The organism is Streptomyces sp. SCA2-17 (assembly GCF_044336695.1).
In genome coordinates, this window is sequence record NZ_CP117521.1 from 2,360,288 (window position 1) to 2,377,119 (window position 16,832).

General features: G+C 71.6%; 15 protein-coding genes and 1 riboswitch. Of the genes, 1 reads left to right on the forward strand and 14 read right to left on the reverse strand.

What is annotated here, in order from left to right:
* Positions 1-26: 26 nt before the first annotated feature.
* From PS271_RS10465 to PS271_RS10510, 10 genes are all read right to left on the reverse strand, one after another.
* On the reverse strand, positions 27-1,352 hold the full coding sequence (locus tag PS271_RS10465; protein ID WP_398381681.1) for a class I SAM-dependent methyltransferase: 1,326 nt from the start codon (positions 1,350-1,352) through the stop codon (positions 27-29).
* Between the two features lie 194 nt (positions 1,353-1,546).
* On the reverse strand, positions 1,547-2,938 hold the full coding sequence (locus tag PS271_RS10470; RefSeq protein ID WP_398381682.1) for an NAD(P)/FAD-dependent oxidoreductase: 1,392 nt from the start codon (positions 2,936-2,938) through the stop codon (positions 1,547-1,549).
* 380 nt (positions 2,939-3,318) lie between these two features.
* The gene (locus PS271_RS10475) at positions 3,319-4,260 is read right to left on the reverse strand and encodes a Ppx/GppA phosphatase family protein (RefSeq protein WP_398381683.1); all 942 of its coding nucleotides are present in this window, start codon (positions 4,258-4,260) and stop codon (positions 3,319-3,321) included.
* Positions 4,257-4,799 (reverse strand): DUF501 domain-containing protein, encoded by a 543-nt coding sequence (locus tag PS271_RS10480; RefSeq protein WP_398381684.1) that lies wholly within the window; start codon positions 4,797-4,799, stop codon positions 4,257-4,259. Before PS271_RS10480 ends, PS271_RS10475 begins: the two co-directional genes overlap by 4 nt.
* A 109-nt stretch (positions 4,800-4,908) precedes the next feature.
* Positions 4,909-5,373: an FtsB family cell division protein gene (locus tag PS271_RS10485; RefSeq protein WP_120756774.1), complete on the reverse strand. Its 465-nt coding sequence runs from the start codon at positions 5,371-5,373 to the stop codon at positions 4,909-4,911.
* 146 nt (positions 5,374-5,519) lie between these two features.
* A complete protein-coding gene (eno, locus tag PS271_RS10490) occupies positions 5,520-6,806 on the reverse strand; it encodes a phosphopyruvate hydratase (protein ID WP_398381685.1) in 1,287 nt (428 codons plus the stop codon).
* 220 nt (positions 6,807-7,026) lie between these two features.
* Positions 7,027-7,770: a transglycosylase family protein gene (locus tag PS271_RS10495; protein WP_398381686.1), complete on the reverse strand. Its 744-nt coding sequence runs from the start codon at positions 7,768-7,770 to the stop codon at positions 7,027-7,029.
* Positions 7,771-7,773: 3 nt separating this feature from the next.
* Positions 7,774-7,968, reverse strand: a riboswitch (cyclic di-AMP (ydaO/yuaA leader).
* Between the two features lie 260 nt (positions 7,969-8,228).
* Entirely contained in the window at positions 8,229-9,359 is a 1,131-nt protein-coding gene (locus PS271_RS10500) for a transglycosylase family protein (RefSeq protein WP_398381687.1), read from the reverse strand.
* A gap of 197 nt (positions 9,360-9,556) precedes the next feature.
* The gene (locus tag PS271_RS10505) at positions 9,557-10,921 is read right to left on the reverse strand and encodes a cytochrome P450 family protein (protein WP_398381688.1); all 1,365 of its coding nucleotides are present in this window, start codon (positions 10,919-10,921) and stop codon (positions 9,557-9,559) included.
* Positions 10,922-11,018: 97 nt separating this feature from the next.
* The gene (locus PS271_RS10510) at positions 11,019-11,462 is read right to left on the reverse strand and encodes a DUF6479 family protein (protein WP_398381689.1); all 444 of its coding nucleotides are present in this window, start codon (positions 11,460-11,462) and stop codon (positions 11,019-11,021) included.
* A gap of 147 nt (positions 11,463-11,609) precedes the next feature.
* Between PS271_RS10510 and PS271_RS10515 the strand changes: the two genes are divergently transcribed.
* Positions 11,610-12,374 carry a hypothetical protein gene (locus tag PS271_RS10515; RefSeq protein ID WP_398381690.1) on the forward strand — a complete coding sequence of 255 codons (765 nt, stop codon included), beginning with the start codon at positions 11,610-11,612 and terminating at the stop codon, positions 12,372-12,374.
* Positions 12,375-12,541: 167 nt separating this feature from the next.
* On the opposite strand, the gene PS271_RS10520 is transcribed toward PS271_RS10515, so the two are convergent.
* The 4 genes from PS271_RS10520 to PS271_RS10535 all read right to left on the reverse strand — a co-directional run bounded on the left by PS271_RS10520 (position 12,542) and on the right by PS271_RS10535 (position 16,811).
* Positions 12,542-13,531: a nucleoside triphosphate pyrophosphohydrolase gene (locus PS271_RS10520; RefSeq protein WP_398381691.1), complete on the reverse strand. Its 990-nt coding sequence runs from the start codon at positions 13,529-13,531 to the stop codon at positions 12,542-12,544.
* 52 nt (positions 13,532-13,583) lie between these two features.
* Positions 13,584-14,204: a SurA N-terminal domain-containing protein gene (locus PS271_RS10525; protein ID WP_398381692.1), complete on the reverse strand. Its 621-nt coding sequence runs from the start codon at positions 14,202-14,204 to the stop codon at positions 13,584-13,586.
* 178 nt (positions 14,205-14,382) lie between these two features.
* Positions 14,383-15,930 carry a serine/threonine-protein kinase gene (locus PS271_RS10530; protein WP_398381693.1) on the reverse strand — a complete coding sequence of 516 codons (1,548 nt, stop codon included), beginning with the start codon at positions 15,928-15,930 and terminating at the stop codon, positions 14,383-14,385.
* Positions 15,927-16,811 carry a hypothetical protein gene (locus tag PS271_RS10535; protein WP_398381694.1) on the reverse strand — a complete coding sequence of 295 codons (885 nt, stop codon included), beginning with the start codon at positions 16,809-16,811 and terminating at the stop codon, positions 15,927-15,929. Before PS271_RS10535 ends, PS271_RS10530 begins: the two co-directional genes overlap by 4 nt.
* Positions 16,812-16,832: the final 21 nt, after the last annotated feature.

Here is a 16,832-nt window from a genome sequence, read left to right on the forward strand (position 1 = left end):
GGCCCCTTATGTGTCCGGTTGCGCGTCTAGCGCCAGTCCCGCGCCCGCAGCGGCATCCCCGCCGCGCCCGTCCCGGGCGTGCGGACGGCCAGCACCTGGTTGACGCCGATCCTGTTCCGCTCGAAGGACAGGGCCGACGCGGCCATGTAGAGCCGCCAGACCCGGGCGCGGCCCGCCGAGGTGAGGTCCACGGCCTCCGCCCAGTGCTTCTGGAGGTTGGCGACCCACTGACGGAGGGTCAGGGCGTAGTGCTCGCGCAGCGACTCCACGTCGCGCACCTCGAACCCGGCCTGCTCCAGCTGGGCCACGGTGCGGCCGACGGGAGCGAGCTCGCCGTCGGGGAAGACGTAGCGGTCGATGAACTCGTCGACCTCGTACGTCTCCTCGTCCTTCAGGGGGCGGCGGGCGATCTGGTGGTTGAGCAGCCGGCCGCCCGGCTTGAGGAGGGCGTAGACGTCGGCGGCGTACTCGGCGTAGCGGGCGGAGCCGACGTGCTCGGCCATGCCGATCGAGGAGATCGCGTCGAAGGGGCCGTCGGAGATCTCGCGGTAGTCCTGGACCCGGATCTCGATGCGGTCCGTCAGGCCGGCCTCGGCGATGCGCTTGCGGGCGTAGGCGGCCTGCTCCGCGGAGAGGGTGATGCCGACGGCGCTCACCCCGTACTCGCGGGCGGCGTGCAGCACCATCGAGCCCCAGCCGCAGCCGACGTCGAGGAGGCGCTGCCCGGGCCGGAGGTCGAGCTTGCGGCAGACGAGGTCGAGCTTGGCGCGCTGTGCCTCCTCAAGGGTGGACGCCCCGTCCTCAGGAGTCCCCCAGTACGCGCAGGAGTACACCATCGAGGGGCCCAGGACCCGCTCGTAGAAGGTGTTGCCGACGTCGTAGTGGTGGCTGATGGACTGCTTGTCGCGGCGCAGGGTGTGCAGCGGGCCGCTCGTCCTGCGGGCCTCTTCGCGGGGCGGGCGGGGCGGCAGCCCGGGGCCGGCCAGCTTCACCAGCTCGCTGCCCGCGGCGCGCAGGCGCGGGTCGCGCACGGCCGCCAGGAGGGCGGCCAGGCCGGAGCGGGGGGTGTCCTCGCCGCGCTCCCAGAGGGAGCCGGCCAGCAGGTCGAGCGCCTCGTAGAGATCACCCTCGACGTCGATGTCGCCCGCGACCCACGCCCGGGCGAGGCCCAGCTCGCCCGGCTTCCACAGCAGCCGGCGCAGGGCGCGGCGGCGCCGGATGACCAGCACGGGGGCGGCGGGGGCGCCCGGAGGGCCGTACTCGCTGCGGTCCCATGCGCGGATCCGGACCGGGAGCGGGGCTCCCAGGACCTCTTCCGCGAGCGCGGTGAGCCGTCGAGCGGCGTCGGCCATGTCGCACACACCTCCATGATGCAAGGTCAGGAGAAACGTTCAACTGACACCTAAACACCAAGAGTCGGCACGGTAGTCCCGTTCAGTCAGATTAGATCAACTGTCGGTGGCCGGACATACGGCAACGGCGCCCACCCCACGGATTGGTGGACGCCGTTGCCGACTGGTTGACCGCGGCCGAGCCGCGACCGCCGTTAGGAGGCCTTCGCCTTCTCCGAGGGGACGGAGTCGGCCTGCGGCCGGGGGGCCGGCTTCGCGGCCTCGTAGAACTCCTCGCGGGGGTTCTCCATGGCGCGCAGGGAGACGACCTCGCGCTTGAGGAACATGCCGAGGGTCCAGTCCGCGAAGACGCGGATCTTCCGGTTCCAGGTCGGCATGGCCATGCCGTGGTAGCCACGGTGCATGTACCAGGCGAGGCGGCCCTTGAGCTTGATCTTCATCTTGCCCATGACGATCATCGCCACGCCCTTGTGGAGGCCGAGGCCCGCCACCGCACCCTTGTTGGCGTGCTTGTACTCGGTCTGGGCGGCACCGAAGCCGCGCATCGCCGAGATGACGTTGTCGCCGAGGACCTTGGCCTGGCGCAGCGCGTGCTGGGCGTTCGGCGGGCACCAGGCGTTTTCGTTGCCCGCGGCGCGGCCGACGAGGTCCGGCACCTGGGCGTTGTCGCCCGCGGCCCAGATGTAGTCGGTGCCGTTGACCTGGAGGGTCGGCAGGGTGTCGACGTGGCCGCGCGGGCCGAGCGGCAGGCCGAAGCGGGCCAGCGCCGGGTTGGGCTTGACGCCCGCGGTCCACACGATCGTGTTGGAGTCGACCTCGAGGCCGTTCTTCAGCACGACGTGGCCGTCGATGCAGGAGTCCATCGACGTCGAGAGGTGGATCTCGATGCCGCGGCTCTCCAGGTGCGCCTTGCCGTACGCGCCGAGCTTGGGGCCGACCTCGGGGAGGATCTTGTCGGCGGCGTCGACGAGGACGAACCGCATGTCCTCGCGCTTGACGTTCGGGTAGTACTTGGCGGCGTCGCGCGCCATGTCCTCGACCTCGCCGATGGTCTCCGCACCCGCGAAGCCGCCGCCGATGAAGACGAAGGTCAGCGCCTTGCGGCGGATCTCCTCGTCGGTCGTGGAGTCGGCCTTGTCGAGCTGCTCCAGGACGTGGTTGCGCAGGCCGATGGCCTCCTCGACGCCCTTCATGCCGATGCCGTTCTCGGCGAGGCCGGGGATCGGGAAGGTGCGGGAGACGGCGCCGAGCGTGACGATCAGGTAGTCGAAGGGCAGCTCGTACGCCTCGCCGACGAGCGGCGCGACGGTGGCGACCTTGCGGTCCTGGTCGATGGTGGTGACGCGGCCGGTGAGGACCTCCGCCTTGGGGAGCACGCGTCGCAGCGGCACCACGACGTGGCGGGGGGAGATGCTGCCGGCAGCTGCTTCGGGCAGGAAGGGCTGGTAGGTCATGTACGAACGCGGGTCGACGACCGTGACGGTCGCCTCGCCGTACCGCATCTTCTTGAGGATGCGGCGCGCCGCGTACAGGCCGACGTACCCACCGCCTACTACGAGGATCCGTGGACGCTCCGTGGTGCTCATGATTCGAGTATCCAGCACTCTTGGCGGGGGTGCTCGTGAGCCCCTTCACAAGGGGCCTGAGGGTATCTGCTACACTCCGCCGCCACCGTGACCCATGCCATACGGCCGTAAGGGAACCACTACGGCTCCGGATGCGTTGTGAACCCCCGTTGAACTGGCCTTGTGGGCGTCAGGTTGACTAGACCACTGCCGCAACGGCGCTCACATAAACATCTCTTTAAGCCGCCCGAAACCGGACGGCATCCTGCCGCGGGCACCCCGGGAGGCCCCGGAAGGGCCCAATGGGCCCCTTCGCGCCGCCAACGCTCCCTTTTTTCATGTGAAGGATTTCACGAACTTTTTCCCGGAGGCCCCCGGAGGGGCCCCCACGGGGTGCCTTCTCAGGCGAGGGACCAGGCGATTCCGTCCAGAATGTCGTGTTCGCTGACGACGACCTCACGGGCGCCCACACGCTCCATGATCGCTTGCAGGACGAGCGCACCGGCGCAGATCACGTCGACCCGGCCCGGGTGCATCACGGGGATCGCCGCGCGCTCCTCGTGCGTCGCGGCGAGCAGCCGCCCGGTGATCTCCCGGACCTGCTCCAGGGAGATCCGCGCGTGGTGGATGCGCGTCCAGTCGTAGTCGGTCAGGCCCAGCGCGATCGCCGCGACCGTGGTCACCGAGCCGGCCAGGCCGACGAGCGTACGGGCCTCGGCGAGCGGAACGGCCTCCTCGGCCAGGTCGAGGGCGGCCTCGACGTCCTCGCGTATCGCGGCGATGCGCTCCGGCGTCGGCGGGTCCACGATGACGCCGTCCGCCACGAGGTGGCGCTCCGTCATGCGCACGCAGCCGACGTCGACGCTGCGGGCGGCCCGCACATGCTCCTCGCCGACGACGAACTCCGTGGAGCCGCCGCCGATGTCCACGACGAGGAACGGCTTCGCCAGATCCTGGCGGCCGGTCAGCTCCTTGGTGGCGCCGGTGAAGGAGAACTCGGCCTCCTGGTCACCGCTGATCACCTCGGGCTCCACGCCCAGGATGTCCACCACGCCGCGCACGAAGTCCGCGCGGTTCTCGGCGTCGCGCGAGGCGGAGGTGGCGACGAAGCGCACCCGCTCGGCCTTCAGGTCGCGGATGACCTCCGCGAACTCCCGGCAGGCCGCGAACGTCCGCTCCAGGGCCTCGTCCGCGAGCCGGCCCGTGCGGTCCACGCCCTGGCCCAGGCGGACGATCGTCATCCGGCGGTCGAGCTCGGTGAACGCGCCGGTCGCGGCGTCGAGATCGGCGACGAGCAGGCGGATCGAGTTCGTACCGCAGTCGATGGCGGCGACGCGGGTCACTTCTCGTCACCCCCGTCCGGGACGGCGCACGGCGTCACGCACGGGCCCTTGGCCCACCACTCGGGCAGCAGCGCCAGCGCCTCGTCGCCGAACGGGTTCACGCCCGGGCCCGCCACCAGCGAGTGACCCACCAGCACGTGCAGGCACTTGACGCGGTCGGGCATGCCGCCCGCGCTCGGGAAGCCCTCCAGGACCTCGATCGCGTCGCGGCGGCGGAGGTAGTCCTCGTGCGCGGCGCGGTAGGCGGCGGCGAGCTCCGGATCGGTCGCCAGCCGGTCCTGCATCTCCTTCATCAGGCCCGAGCCCTCCAGCGTGCCGATCGCGGAGGCGGCGCGCGGGCAGGTCAGGTAGTACGTCGTCGGGAAGGGCGTGCCGTCCGGCAGCCGGGGCGCGGTCTCGACCACGTCCGGCCGGCCGCAGGGGCAGCGGTGGGCGATGGCGCGCAGTCCGCGCGGCGGGCGGCCGAGCTGCTCCTTGAACGCCTCGATGTCGGCGGCGGTGGGCTCGGTGGGCTCGGTCTGGGGCGGAGGGGTGTCCATGTGCTCGCTCGTGTCGTCTTCGCTGGGGTCGTCTTCGCTCGGTGGTGCCGGCGTTCGTACGTCTTACGTGTGGAGGGGCGGCGTGCGCGTGAGGGGCGGTGCCGGGGCGTCAGCGCGGGGTGTCCGCGGCGTCCACACCGTCCCACAGATTGCTGTACCAGGGGCGGTCGGCGGCGCCCTGATCCCGGGGGCGGCGGGCGGTGCCGCTGCCGTCGACCACGCTGAAGCCCGTCTCACCGGGGCGCAGGTAGTGCAGGTGCTCGCGCGCCTGCTGCTCGACGTAGGCCGGGTCCTCCAGGCGCGCCTTCTCGTCCTCCAGCCGCTGCACCTGCTCGCGGGCGCGCTCGGACTGGCGGCGCTGGTCGGCGATGTCGGAGCGCTGGGTGACCCACTGGCGCATGGGATAGGCGAGGGCGACGACCAGCGAGCAGACGACGAGCGCCAGCAGCGCCGCGCGGCCGGTCAGCCGGCTGCGGCGCGGGCCCCGGGCGCGGTAGACGCGGGCCGTGGGGCCCTGGACGAGCACCGAGCCGAGTGCCCTGAGCCTGGTCGCGGTGGAACGGTCCGCCGCCACTTCGCCTCCCCGAGGTCCTGGTCGCCCGCAGTCCCGCTACGAACGTACGTCCCCGGCCACGGTACGGGACCGTGGCCGGGGACGTGGTGAGGCTGCGGTTCTGAGGCCGTGTCAGCCCGCCGGGGTTCAGCCCTTGCTGCGTTTAATTAGTTCGCAGAGCGAAACCGCGGGAAGGCGCTGCGGCCGGCGTAGACCGCGGCGTCGTCCAGGATCTCCTCGATGCGCAGGAGCTGGTTGTACTTGGCGACGCGCTCGGAGCGGGCCGGGGCACCGGTCTTGATCTGGCCGCAGTTGGTGGCGACGGCCAGGTCGGCGATGGTGACGTCCTCGGTCTCGCCGGAGCGGTGCGACATCATGCACTTGAAGCCGTTGCGCTGGGCCAGCTCGACGGCGTCGAGGGTCTCGGTCAGCGAGCCGATCTGGTTGACCTTGACCAGCAGGGCGTTGGCGGCGCCCTCCTCGATGCCGCGGCCGAGGCGCTCCGGGTTGGTGACGAACAGGTCGTCGCCGACGAGCTGGACCTTGTCGCCGAGCTTGTCGGTGATGGTCTTCCAGCCGTCCCAGTCGTCCTCGAACAGCGGGTCCTCGATGGAGACCAGCGGGTACGCGTCGACGAGCTCGGCGTAGTACTCGGTCATCTCGGCGGCGGTGCGGGACTTGCCCTCGAAGGTGTAGGCGCCGTCCTTGTAGAACTCGGAGGCGGCGACGTCGAGCGCGAGCGCGATGTCCTGGCCGGGGGTGTAGCCGGCCTGCTTGATGGCCTCGAGGATGAGGTCGAGGGCCTCGCGGTTGGAGCCGAGGTTGGGGGCGAAGCCGCCCTCGTCGCCCAGGCCGGTGGACAGGCCCTTGGTCTTCAGGACCGACTTGAGGGTGTGGTAGACCTCGGTGCCCCAGCGCAGGGCCTCGGAGAAGGACTCCGCGCCGATCGGCGCGATCATGAACTCCTGGATGTCCACGTTGGAGTCGGCGTGCGAGCCGCCGTTCAGGATGTTCATCATCGGAACGGGCAGCAGGTGCGCGTTCGGGCCGCCCAGGTAGCGGAAGAGCGGCAGGTCGGAGGCCTCGGAGGCGGCGTGCGCGACGGCGAGGGAGACGCCCAGGATGGCGTTGGCGCCGAGCGAGCCCTTGTTGTCGGTGGCGTCCAGGTCGAACATGGCCTGGTCGATCAGGCGCTGCTCGGTGGCGTCGTAACCGACGAGCTCCGGGCCGATCTGCTCGATGACGGCCAGGACGGCCTTCTCGACGCCCTTGCCCAGGTAACGGTTCTTGTCACCGTCGCGGAGCTCGATGGCTTCGAAGGCGCCGGTGGAGGCGCCGGACGGCACGGCGGCACGGCCCGTGGAGCCGTCGTCGAGGCCGACCTCGACCTCGACCGTGGGGTTGCCTCGCGAGTCGAGGATCTCGCGAGCTACGACGACGTCGATGGACGGCACGAGGGTCTCCTTCGTGTGTGTCTGAGGTTCTGCTGCACGAGCCTAACGGGCGCCGGAGGCTCACCTCGCCGTTGGACGGTGTTTCCGGGCCGAAGAATCCGAAAAGTCAGAAAAATCATCACAGCAGCACAAATGACGAGATCGCCGCACGAATGAGGGATTTGCCCGGAAAAGCCAAAGAGGGGCGGCCCACTCGCGTGGACCGCCCCTGTCAGCTCGGTCAGCTGAGGTGCAGCTTCTGGCCGACGAAGATCACGTCCGCGTCCTGGACGATGTCCTTGTTGTGGTCGTACAGCTTCTGCCAGCCGCCCTTGACGTTCTTGGCGTCGGCGATCTTGGAGAGGGTGTCGCCCTCCTTGACCTCGTACTCGCCGTCACCGACCTTGTAGGACTGCGGAGCGGTGTGGCTCGGAGCCGGCTTCGGGGCCGGGGCCTCGTCCCGCTCGACGGTCTGCGGGGCGGTGTGCTTGGGCGCGGCCTTCTTCGGCGCGGCCTGGCGCTCGCTGCGGTCCGCGTGGGACTTGCCCGAGACGGTGCCGCCCGCGCGGGAGGACTTGCCGGAGGAGCCGGAACCCGGGTCGACGTTCGCCTTCGGGCCGCCGGACGTCAGGTTGCCGGCGCCGGCGCAGCCCCAGGCGCCCGGGCCCTGCATGGCGAGCAGCTTCTCGGCCACGGCGATCTGGGCGCTCTTGGAGGCGTGGTCGGCGCGGTCGGCGTACTTCTGGCCGCCGGCGGCGTTCCAGGAGGACTGCGAGAACTGCAGACCGCCGTAGTAGCCGTTGCCGCTGTTGATGGACCAGTTGCCGCTGGACTCGCACTCGGCGACCTTGTCCCACGTGGAGACGGACGCGGCGTTGGCGGAGGTGGCGACCATCAGCGGGGCGGCCACGGCGGCACCGGCGACGCCGGCGAGCGTGACGATACGGACGGCCTTGGACGGACGACGGTGCTTGCCCTTGGACATGAGTCGTTTCCTCACCGACGCCTACGAGGTGAGCTGTCGGGTTCGGGCTGTGAGTTCGCCCGGCCTCCTGTGCGCGCTGTGCGAGCACACTCGGCTTCACCCCTAGCCGGTCCCGGTCCCGCGGCCTTCCTCCGGCCGAGGAGCCGTTTCCGGCGCCTACCTTGGTTCCCCCGCTCCTGCCTACGGCGCTTGCGCGACGACTCCAGCGGCCGTCGGCAGGATTCGGCGTGACGACCGTGGTGCTCGCGGTGGCGAGCGGTCACGACGGTAAACACAGTCGAGGCAAGGGTTCAAACCCCTCTTTCCAGCCACAGTCGCCCCTAGTTACCCACGGGAACATCATGTTTCCGCAGGTAGGAGGCTGTTTGCCAAGTTAGGGAAGATGACATTCCGCCAACTGGCAAAGAGACCCATGTCTCACTTTCGACTGGAACGGACATTCGCCGCGAACTGCCGGTCTATTTACCCATCTCAAGCTTCTGACCAGGAAGGATCAGGTCGGGATCGGTTCCGACCACTTTCTCATTGCGGTGGTAGAGGGACTGCCAACCACCGTTGACCGCATGCTGTTCGGCAATGACTGACAAGTTGTCACCGGGGCGCACGGTGTAGTCGGTGGCCGTGGGACTGCCGGTACGGCCTTCGCCGCCGCCGCGCGACGATCGGGTGTCGTCCGAACGTGACGGGTCGGCACGGTGCTTGCCCGTACCGCCTTCGACGCCGTCGGACGCCTGCCCCGCCGCGGAACCGGAATCGTCAGGGGTGCCCTGGGACGGCGTCGCGGGGGACTCGGGGGACGTGGGGATCGAGGTCGGGTCGTCGCCCGTGGGGGACGTCGAGGGCTTGCGGTGGCGGCCGTCGCCCGGCGCGCCGGACGCGTCGTCACCCGGCTTGCCGTCACCGGGCTTGCCGTCGCCCGGCTTCGCGTCGCCCGGCTTGGACGGCGAGGCGTCGGGGGACGCGCTGCCGGAGGGCTTGCCGGAGGGGGTGCCGGACGACGTGTCCGGCGAGGGCTTGCCGGCCGAGGGCTGAGCGGAAGGCTCCGTCGAGGGCTTCCCGGACTGCGAGGGGGACGCCGACGGCTCCGAGGGCTTGGAGTGCTCGTCCGGCTCCGACGGCGCGGAGGGCGAAGTGGTGCGCTCCGGGGCGTGCGATGGCGACGAGCCGCTCGCGGGGGCGTGCGTGCCGCCCGGGTCGACGTCGGCCTTGGTGCCTCCCGAGGTCAGACCCGACGTCGCGGCGCAGCTCGACCAGGTGGCGTTGCCTCTGGTTTCGAGGATCTTCTCGGCGACGGCGATCTGCTGCGCACGGCTGGCGAGGTCGGGCCGGGGGGCGTACTCCAGGCCGCCGTGGCGGTCCCAGAGGTTCTGGGTCAGCTGCAGTCCCCCGTAGCTCCCGTTGCCGGAGTCGGCGCTCCACAGGCCTCCGCTCTCGCACTGGGCCACGCGGTCCCAGGTGCCGGCGTCGGCGGCGTTCGCACCGGTGGCCGCGAGCAGCGGCATGGCGATTCCGGAGGCGGTCACCCCCGCGGCGACCACGATGGCGGGTATCTGACGGGGGCGGCGATGTCGGCCGGTTCCAGATCTCATGGGCAAGGGCCTCTCGTGCGGCGTTCGGTGCGACGTTTGACGTGACGTCCGGTATGACGTCCGGCGGGACGTCTCGTGACGTCTCGGCGTGACATTTGGTGTCGCGTCGGAATGGTCGTTGAAGATAGCGACGGCCCACGCCAGTCACAAGCCGGTGTAGCGGAGGTCACGCCGAGGTCACGCCGGATGACGGTCGCTCAGGCGTACGGTTCCTCCTGAGTGCTTGTGCCCGGATTGCTCTCCGGAATGCCCTCAGAGACGGCCTCCGGAGTGACCTCCGGGATGGCCTTCGGGGTGGCCTCCGGGATGGCCTCCGGGGTGAATGCCACCGGCAGGGTGCGCAGGCCGCGCATGATGAGCCCGCCGCGCCATCGCAGCTCCTCCGGTTCGGCGTTCAGCCGCAGGTCGGGCAGGCGCCGCAGGAGGGTCGCGAGGGCGGTCCGGCCCTCCAGGCGCGCGAGGGGTGCGCCGAGGCAGTAGTGGATGCCGTGCCCGTAGCCGAGGTGCTGGTTGTCGCTGCGGGAGAGGTCGAGGGTGTCGGGTTCGGCGAACCGCTCGGGGTCGCGGTCGGCGGCCGCCAGGACGACGAGGACGGGGTCGCCCTCGGCGATGCGCTGACCGCCGATCGTCAGGTCCTGGGTGGCGAAGCGCCAGGTCGCGAGCTCCACCGGTCCGTCGTAGCGCAGCAGTTCCTCGATGCCGGTGGCGAGCAGGCTCTCGTCGCCCTCGGCGAGGGCGCGCTGGAGGCGCTCGCGCTGCCCGGGATGGCGCAGGAGCGCGTAGGTTCCGTTACCAATCAGGTTCACAGTTGTTTCGAAACCGGCGAAGAGCAGGATGAAGGCCATCGCCGCGGCCTCGTTCTCGGTGAGGTGCTCGCCGTGGTCGCTTGCCCTGATGAGTCCCGAGATCAGGTCTTCGCCGAGATCCTCCCGCTTGCGGTGGATCAGTTCCGCGAGGTAGGTCCGCATCTTCTTGACGGAGCGGGCCACGCCGCCGCGAGGGCCGCCGCCGTGGCGGATCATCATTCCGGCCCAGTCCCGGAAGTCGTCCTGGTCCTCGGGCGGGACGCCGAGCATGTCGCAGATGGCGTAGATGGGGAGCGGGAACGCGAACTCGTGGATGAGGTCCGCCTCCCCCTTGGCCGCGAACCCGTCGATGAGCTGGTCCGTCAGCTCCTGCACCCGGGGCGCGAACTCGGCGACGCGGCCCGGGGTGAACGCCTTGGAGACGAGGCGGCGCAGCCGGGTGTGGTCCGGGGGATCGATGTTGAGCAGGTGCGTCATGAGGTTGGCGCTGCGCTCGCCCGGGATGCCGACCTTGCCCTTGCCGTGCGCCGACTCGGAGTGGTGCACGGGGTTCTTCGACAGCCGCTGGTCGGCGAGCGCCTGGCGGGCGTCGGCGTACCGGGTGACCAGCCAGGCCTCCACACCGCTGGGCAGGGCGGTGCGGTGCACGGGGGCGTGCTCACGCAGCCAGGCGTACGCGGGGTAGGGGTCGGAGGCGAACTCCCAGGTGAAGAGGGAGGGGGCGGGCGGGATGGCCGTGTCGTTCGAGTCGTGCACCCCTTGACGCTACAAGGGGCGCGGCGGTGGGGCTGAGCGGCGGCGGGGGCGGGGCCTGGCGGTGACCGGGCGGAGCCTTGTGATGGCCGGGCGGAGCCTAGTGGTGGCCGGGGCCGCCGCTGCCGAAGCCGCCACTGCCGCCCGGGTTCCACTTCTTCCTCTCCTCGGAGAGGTCCTCGGGGTGGCTGCCGGGGTTGTGGATCTCGTGCGGCAGCACGCGCTCCCCGTTCGCTTCGGGGTGCAGTTCGTCCGCCTCACGGTGCTCGGTGACGTAGCCGACCTTGTTCTCCTCGTCGTCGTTGTGCCCCGGGCCGTGGTCCGGCGAGGTGGGTCCGGTGTCGTGCTCCTGCCGGGTCTGCCAGGCGCCTTGCCTGCGCTGGGGCTGGGAGGGCGGGGGCGGTTCCTCGTCGCGCTTCCGGAAGCCCTTGACCACGGCCATGATCAGCAGGGCGACGACGAAGAGGCCCACGATGAACTGGATGATCCCGCCGGCCCAGTGCGGGGCGGCGAGGTCGGCGAGGTGTACGTACTGGATGCGCATGACATGCGGGTACCCGCCCACCGCCCGGACAAGACGGCCCGTAGGCCGAACGGGTGCCCGAGCGGGACGGCGACCATGACATGTGCATACTTGCGTTCGAATTCTGGTCTTTTTGATCACTCACTGTTCTCGCGCAAAGGAACCCCTGTGCACGTTCGCCCCCGCCGGGTCGCTCTCGCCGCCCTGGTCGCCGCCTCGTCGCTGCTGCTCGCCGCCTGCGACGGCGGCTCTGATTCCGCTTCCGGCTCGGGTACGGGCGCAGGCGCAGGCGGCAAGAAGGACAAGGGGGCGCCCACCGCCCCCGCCTCCATCACCGCCGACCAGGCCAAGCAGGCGCTCGTCGCCGTGACGGACCTGCCGGCCGGCTGGCAGCTGGAGCCGAACACGGGCATGGACAAGTCGGAGGGTGGCGGGGAGGAGCAGCTCCTCAACGGCTCCCGGCCCGAGTGCGCGCCGATCGCAGCCGTCCTCAACACCGGCCGGCTGGAGGAGGACCACAAGGCGAACGCCCAGGTGGTCTTCACCAAGAAGGGCGACCAGACGACCGTCGCCCAGGACGTCAGCGGCTACGAGCGCGCGGTGGCCGAGAAGGCCATGGCCGGGCTGCGGACAGCGGTCGAGAAGTGCGCGTCCTTCGACGCCAAGGACGGCGGCAAGAAGGCCACGGTGAAGGTGAAGAAGGCCGCCGGGCAGCAGCAGACGTACGGCGACGAGTCCGTCTCCTACGCGGTGACCGTCCGCACCGGCGACATGCAGATGGACTTCGACCTCGGCACCGTCCGCAGCCACGGCGCGATCACGACGGTCCTGAACAACTACAGCGACCACGGCGACCGCGGCAAGGCCGCGTTCGCCAAGGCCCTGGCCAAGGCGGCGGAAAAGCTGACGGCGGCGGCCGCGAAGACGGCGTAACGACGCCCCGGGGCGCCCATCCATGACCGGGCGCCCCGCACCTGGCTCCCGCCGCGACGGCGCCGAGCCGCAACGGCGGCACCCGGTGGTGCCGAATCCGCCGCAGCCGTACGTACCCCTGCAGTGCCGAGCCCGCCGCAGCCGTACGTACCCCTACATACCCTCGGCTACATACCCTCGGCGGAGCGGATCGCGTCGCGGTACGTGCGGGCCGCCGCCCGCAGCGCCGTCTCCGGTTCGACGCCCGACGCCTCGGCCCGTACGGCCAGCGCCAGCAGCTCGTAGCCGATGCCCTCGCCCGCGGGGACGGCGACGTCGAGGCCCTGCGACCGGGCCCGGGAGGCCAGCTGCGCCGTGAGGGCGAGCGCCGGCTGGCCGAGCGGGACGCCTTCGGTCACCGACTCGCGCCCCTTCTCCTCCGCCTTCGTCCGCATCCAGTGCGCCCGTACGTCCTCCGGGGTCTGCGCGGACTCCTCGCCGAAGACGTGCGGGTGCCGGTGGATGAGCTTGTCGACGATCGTGCCGGCGACGTCGTCGACGGAGAACCCCTCGTCGGGGTCGTCCTGTGCGATCCGCGCGTGGAAGACGACCTGGAGCAGGACGTCGCCCAGTTCCTCCCGCAGCGCTTCCCGGTCCCCCGTCTCGATCGCTTCGAGGAGCTCGTACGTCTCTTCCAGCGCGTACTTCGCGAGGTCCTCGTGCGTACGGATCCCGCTCCACGGGCAGGCGGCCCGGATCCGGTCCATGACCTGCACCAGGTCGAGCAGGCGCGCGCCGGGCAGGTCGTACGAACCGGGCAGCAGCTCCAGCGCCGGCATCGTCTCGCGGCCGGAGCCGGCGAGCCGGGCGAGCCCGTCGGTGAGGGCGGACTCGCCCTCGGCGGAGGTGAGGACGACGGCGCTGCGCCGCCCGCTCGCGCAGAAGTCGACCAGCTCGCGGGCCGTGGCCGAGCCGTGCTCGACCTTGATGCCGGCCTCCCGCAGATACGGCAGCTGCGGGTGGCCGGCGTCGGCGCACAGGACCCGGTCGGCGGCGCGGAGCGCCTGCCACGCGGGCCAGGACAGCAGCCCCGGGGCGACCCGGTGGCTGGTGGTGAGCAGGACGATGCGGCCCGGTGCGGAGCCGGCGGGGGCGGCAGAGTCGGCGGAGTCGTTCACACCGCCGAGCCTAGGCGACCGGGCGGCGGGCGGCCCACGCCGGGCGCACCGCCTAAGCCGGGCGTTCGGCCGCGGCGGCCGCCGCGGAGCGCAGCCACGGCTCCAGCGCGGTCTGAGCGGTGCCGCGCTTGCCGTCCCACCGGCCGTAGCGCGGGTTCACGTCGACGTGCAGGGAGTCGGAGGTCTGCATCAGGATCTCGTTCGTACGGGCCGTGCCGAACTTGCCGTCCAGCTTGGCGCGGACGAGGTCCACGGAGAGGGCCCGGTCGATCTGGTCGGGCGCGATGCCGAGGGCGAGGAACCGGGCGCGCACCGCCGCCGCCCCTCCGTTGGCCGCCTCGACGTCGGCCCGCTGCCGCTGCAACTCGCGCCGCGTGACCTCGACGCCGTGGTCCTTGCCGGCCTGCTCCACGATCCGGTACTGGATGAGGCGGACCAGGGTGTCCTGGCCGAGGCGGGCGCTGTTCGCCGTGAGCTGGTCCCCCTGCGGGGAGGAGCTCTGCGCGTCGCGGACGTCCGCGACCTGGCGCTGGAGCTGGGAAACGGTGATCTTGTCGTCGCCCACGACGGCCGCGGCCCCCGGATGGGCGGTCTGCCCGCAGGCGGTGAGGAGCGGGGCCGTGGCGAGCAGCGCGGCGGCGGTGACGGAGAGCGCGGTCCTTCGGCGGATCATGAAGCCTCCCGGCGGCGGTCGTGCGACGGTGATCGACCTGCGTTGATCGATGGTAGGGAGTCCGAGTGGCCCGGGCCACCGATTCGACCAACGATTCGCGGGGCGCGGGGATGTGCGGGTGACGCCGCGGAAAGCCGGGAGCCCGGGCCGCGGGAAGCCCGGGGCCCGGACCGGGGGCTCAGGCCCTGACTTGGCCCAGCCACTGCAACGTGTGGCGGATCTCCGCGGGGAGCGGGTGGTGCGGCCCGTGCAGGAGCTCGGCGTCGTGCAGGAGGGTGACGAGTGTGTGGTGGGCGGCCTGCCGGTCTCCGAGGGAGAGCAGCAGGTGGCCTATGCGGCGGCGGATGTCGAGCGGGGTGGCCGGGTCGTCGGGGTGGCTCTCGAAGTGCGGGAGGAGCGCGCGGTATTCGTCGAGCGCGGCCACCGCCTCTCCGAGCTGCTCCAGGCACTGCGCGGCGTCGTACTGGCAGCGCAGCCGCTGGCGGGCCGCACGCGGAGTGCTCTCGGCGGCGTAGTCGTCGGCGAGCCGGCGCAGCTCGGGCAGCGCACGCCGGTACTGGCCGTCGTCCATGAGGGTGGCCGCGTACTGCTTGCGGAGCGTCCTGACGACGGTGGAGTGCTCGCCGTGCTCGGCCGCGGCGGCGGGCAGGATCGAGCCGAGCAGGTCGACGGCCTGGGTGATGCCGCCCTGGTCGAGCAGGCGCTTGACCTCCTCGACGGCTTCGGCGACATCGGGCCCGCTGGGCGCGGACGGCGCGGGGGCGAAGGCCTCCGCCTGCTGACGGGCGCCGGGGACCGTGGCGGACCGCTCGGGCCAGGGGGCGTGCGGCAGCAGGAAAGGACGCGTGGGGTTCATGGGCCCCAGGGGCCTCGCCGGGGCGGAGCCCGGCGAGGGCAGGAGGGGAGCGAGCGCCTCGTACGCCTCCTGGGCGTCGGCGAGCCGGTGCAGCGGGTCCTTCGCGAGCAGGCGCAGCACGAGGTCTTCGAGGGCCTGGGGCAGCTCGGGGCGCAGCTGCCGCAGCGGCACGGGGGGCTCGTAGAGATGGCGGTGCAGGACGCCGAGCGCGGTGGACCCGGCGAAGGGCACATTGCCGCTGAGCAGTTCGTGCAGGAGCACGCCGAGGGCGTAGAGGTCGGTGTACGGGCCGACCGCGCCGCCCATGGCCTGCTCGGGAGCCATGTAAGCGGGGCTGCCGATGGGTGAGCCGGTGCGGGTGAGGCGCGTGGTGTCGGCATCCATGACGGAGGCGACGCCGAGGTCGAGGACGATGACGGAGCCGTCGGGGCGGACCATCACGTTCCGCGGCTTGAGGTCGCGGTGGACGATCGGCACGGCGTGCACCGCGGAGAGCACCGAGCACAGTTGCGCGGCGACCGAGACGGCCCAGGGCCAGGGGTAGGGCTCGTGCTCGGCGAGATGATCGGCGAGGTCGGCGCCCTCCACGTACTGCATGACGAGGTAGAGGTCGTCGCCGTCGCTGCCGGCGTCGTGGACGGTGACGAGGCCGCGGTGGTCGACCTGGGCGGTCACCCGGCACTCGCGCACGAAGCGGCGGCGCATCTCGTCGGCGGCGCTGTCGGTGCCGGCCATGCGGTCGGGGCGCAGCAGCTTCACGGCCACGCGCCGGTCGAGGCGCCGGTCGTAGGCGGTCCAGACCTGGCCCATGCCGCCCTGGCCGATGACGGTGGCGAGCTCGTAGCGCCCGGCGATGATGCGGCCGTTCACCACTCCTGCTCCTTACGACCGCCCTGCGGCCCGTCCTTGGGCTCCTTACGGAGCAGATCACTGAGTTCGTCGAGCTCGGCCCGGACTTCGTGGATGCGCCGGGGGTGGGGCGGGGGCGAGGGAGTGGGCGTGGGCGCGCCCGCTGCCGCGTGCTCCGGGGGGCGGCGGTGCCGGCCGCCCCGCTGCGGGGGCGGCGGAGTCTGGAACGGCGCCGGCGCCGGTGCCGGTTTCGGTGCTGAGGCCGGCGTCGGCGCCAGTGTCGGGTGGGCGTGGAACGGCGCCGGCGCCGGACGGGCCGGCGGGCCGGGGGCCTGCTGCGGCATGCGGACGTAGGAGCGGGTGTCGGTGAACGGGTCGTTCACCCGCGGGGCCGGAGGGGCGAGAGGGGCCGGTGGCGCGGGAGCGTGCTCAGGGGCGGGCGCGGGCGCGGGGCCGAAGAGGGAGGCCTTGACCGCCTCGGCGAGGGCCGCCTCGTTGCGGGCGACGGCCTGGCGGTGCGCCGCGGCTTCCCGCTCCGCGGCTACGGCCTGCGCGACGGCGTAGCGGGTCTCCAGCTCCCGGTGGTGGCGGATGTCGTAGCGGAGGTAGTACCAGATGGACCAGATGCCGGTGCCCACGAGACTGATCGCGCCCGCCTGCACCTGCGCGTCGGCCGTCCACGATTCCGCGCCGTTGATGCGGGACAGGTTGAGGAAGGACAGCACGAGGACGCCCCAGAACAGCGCCCAGTCCTGCTTCCTCCTGCGCATGATCGCCACGCGCAGGACCGGCACCCAGGGCAGCAGAAGGATCGTGCCCACGGTGATCGCCACCACGACCACCCGCACAGCAATGACCTTTGCTCTGCCGGGTGGCGGCTGCGGCGGTTCGTGGCCGTTCATTCCTCGCTCCTGGAGTGCGCG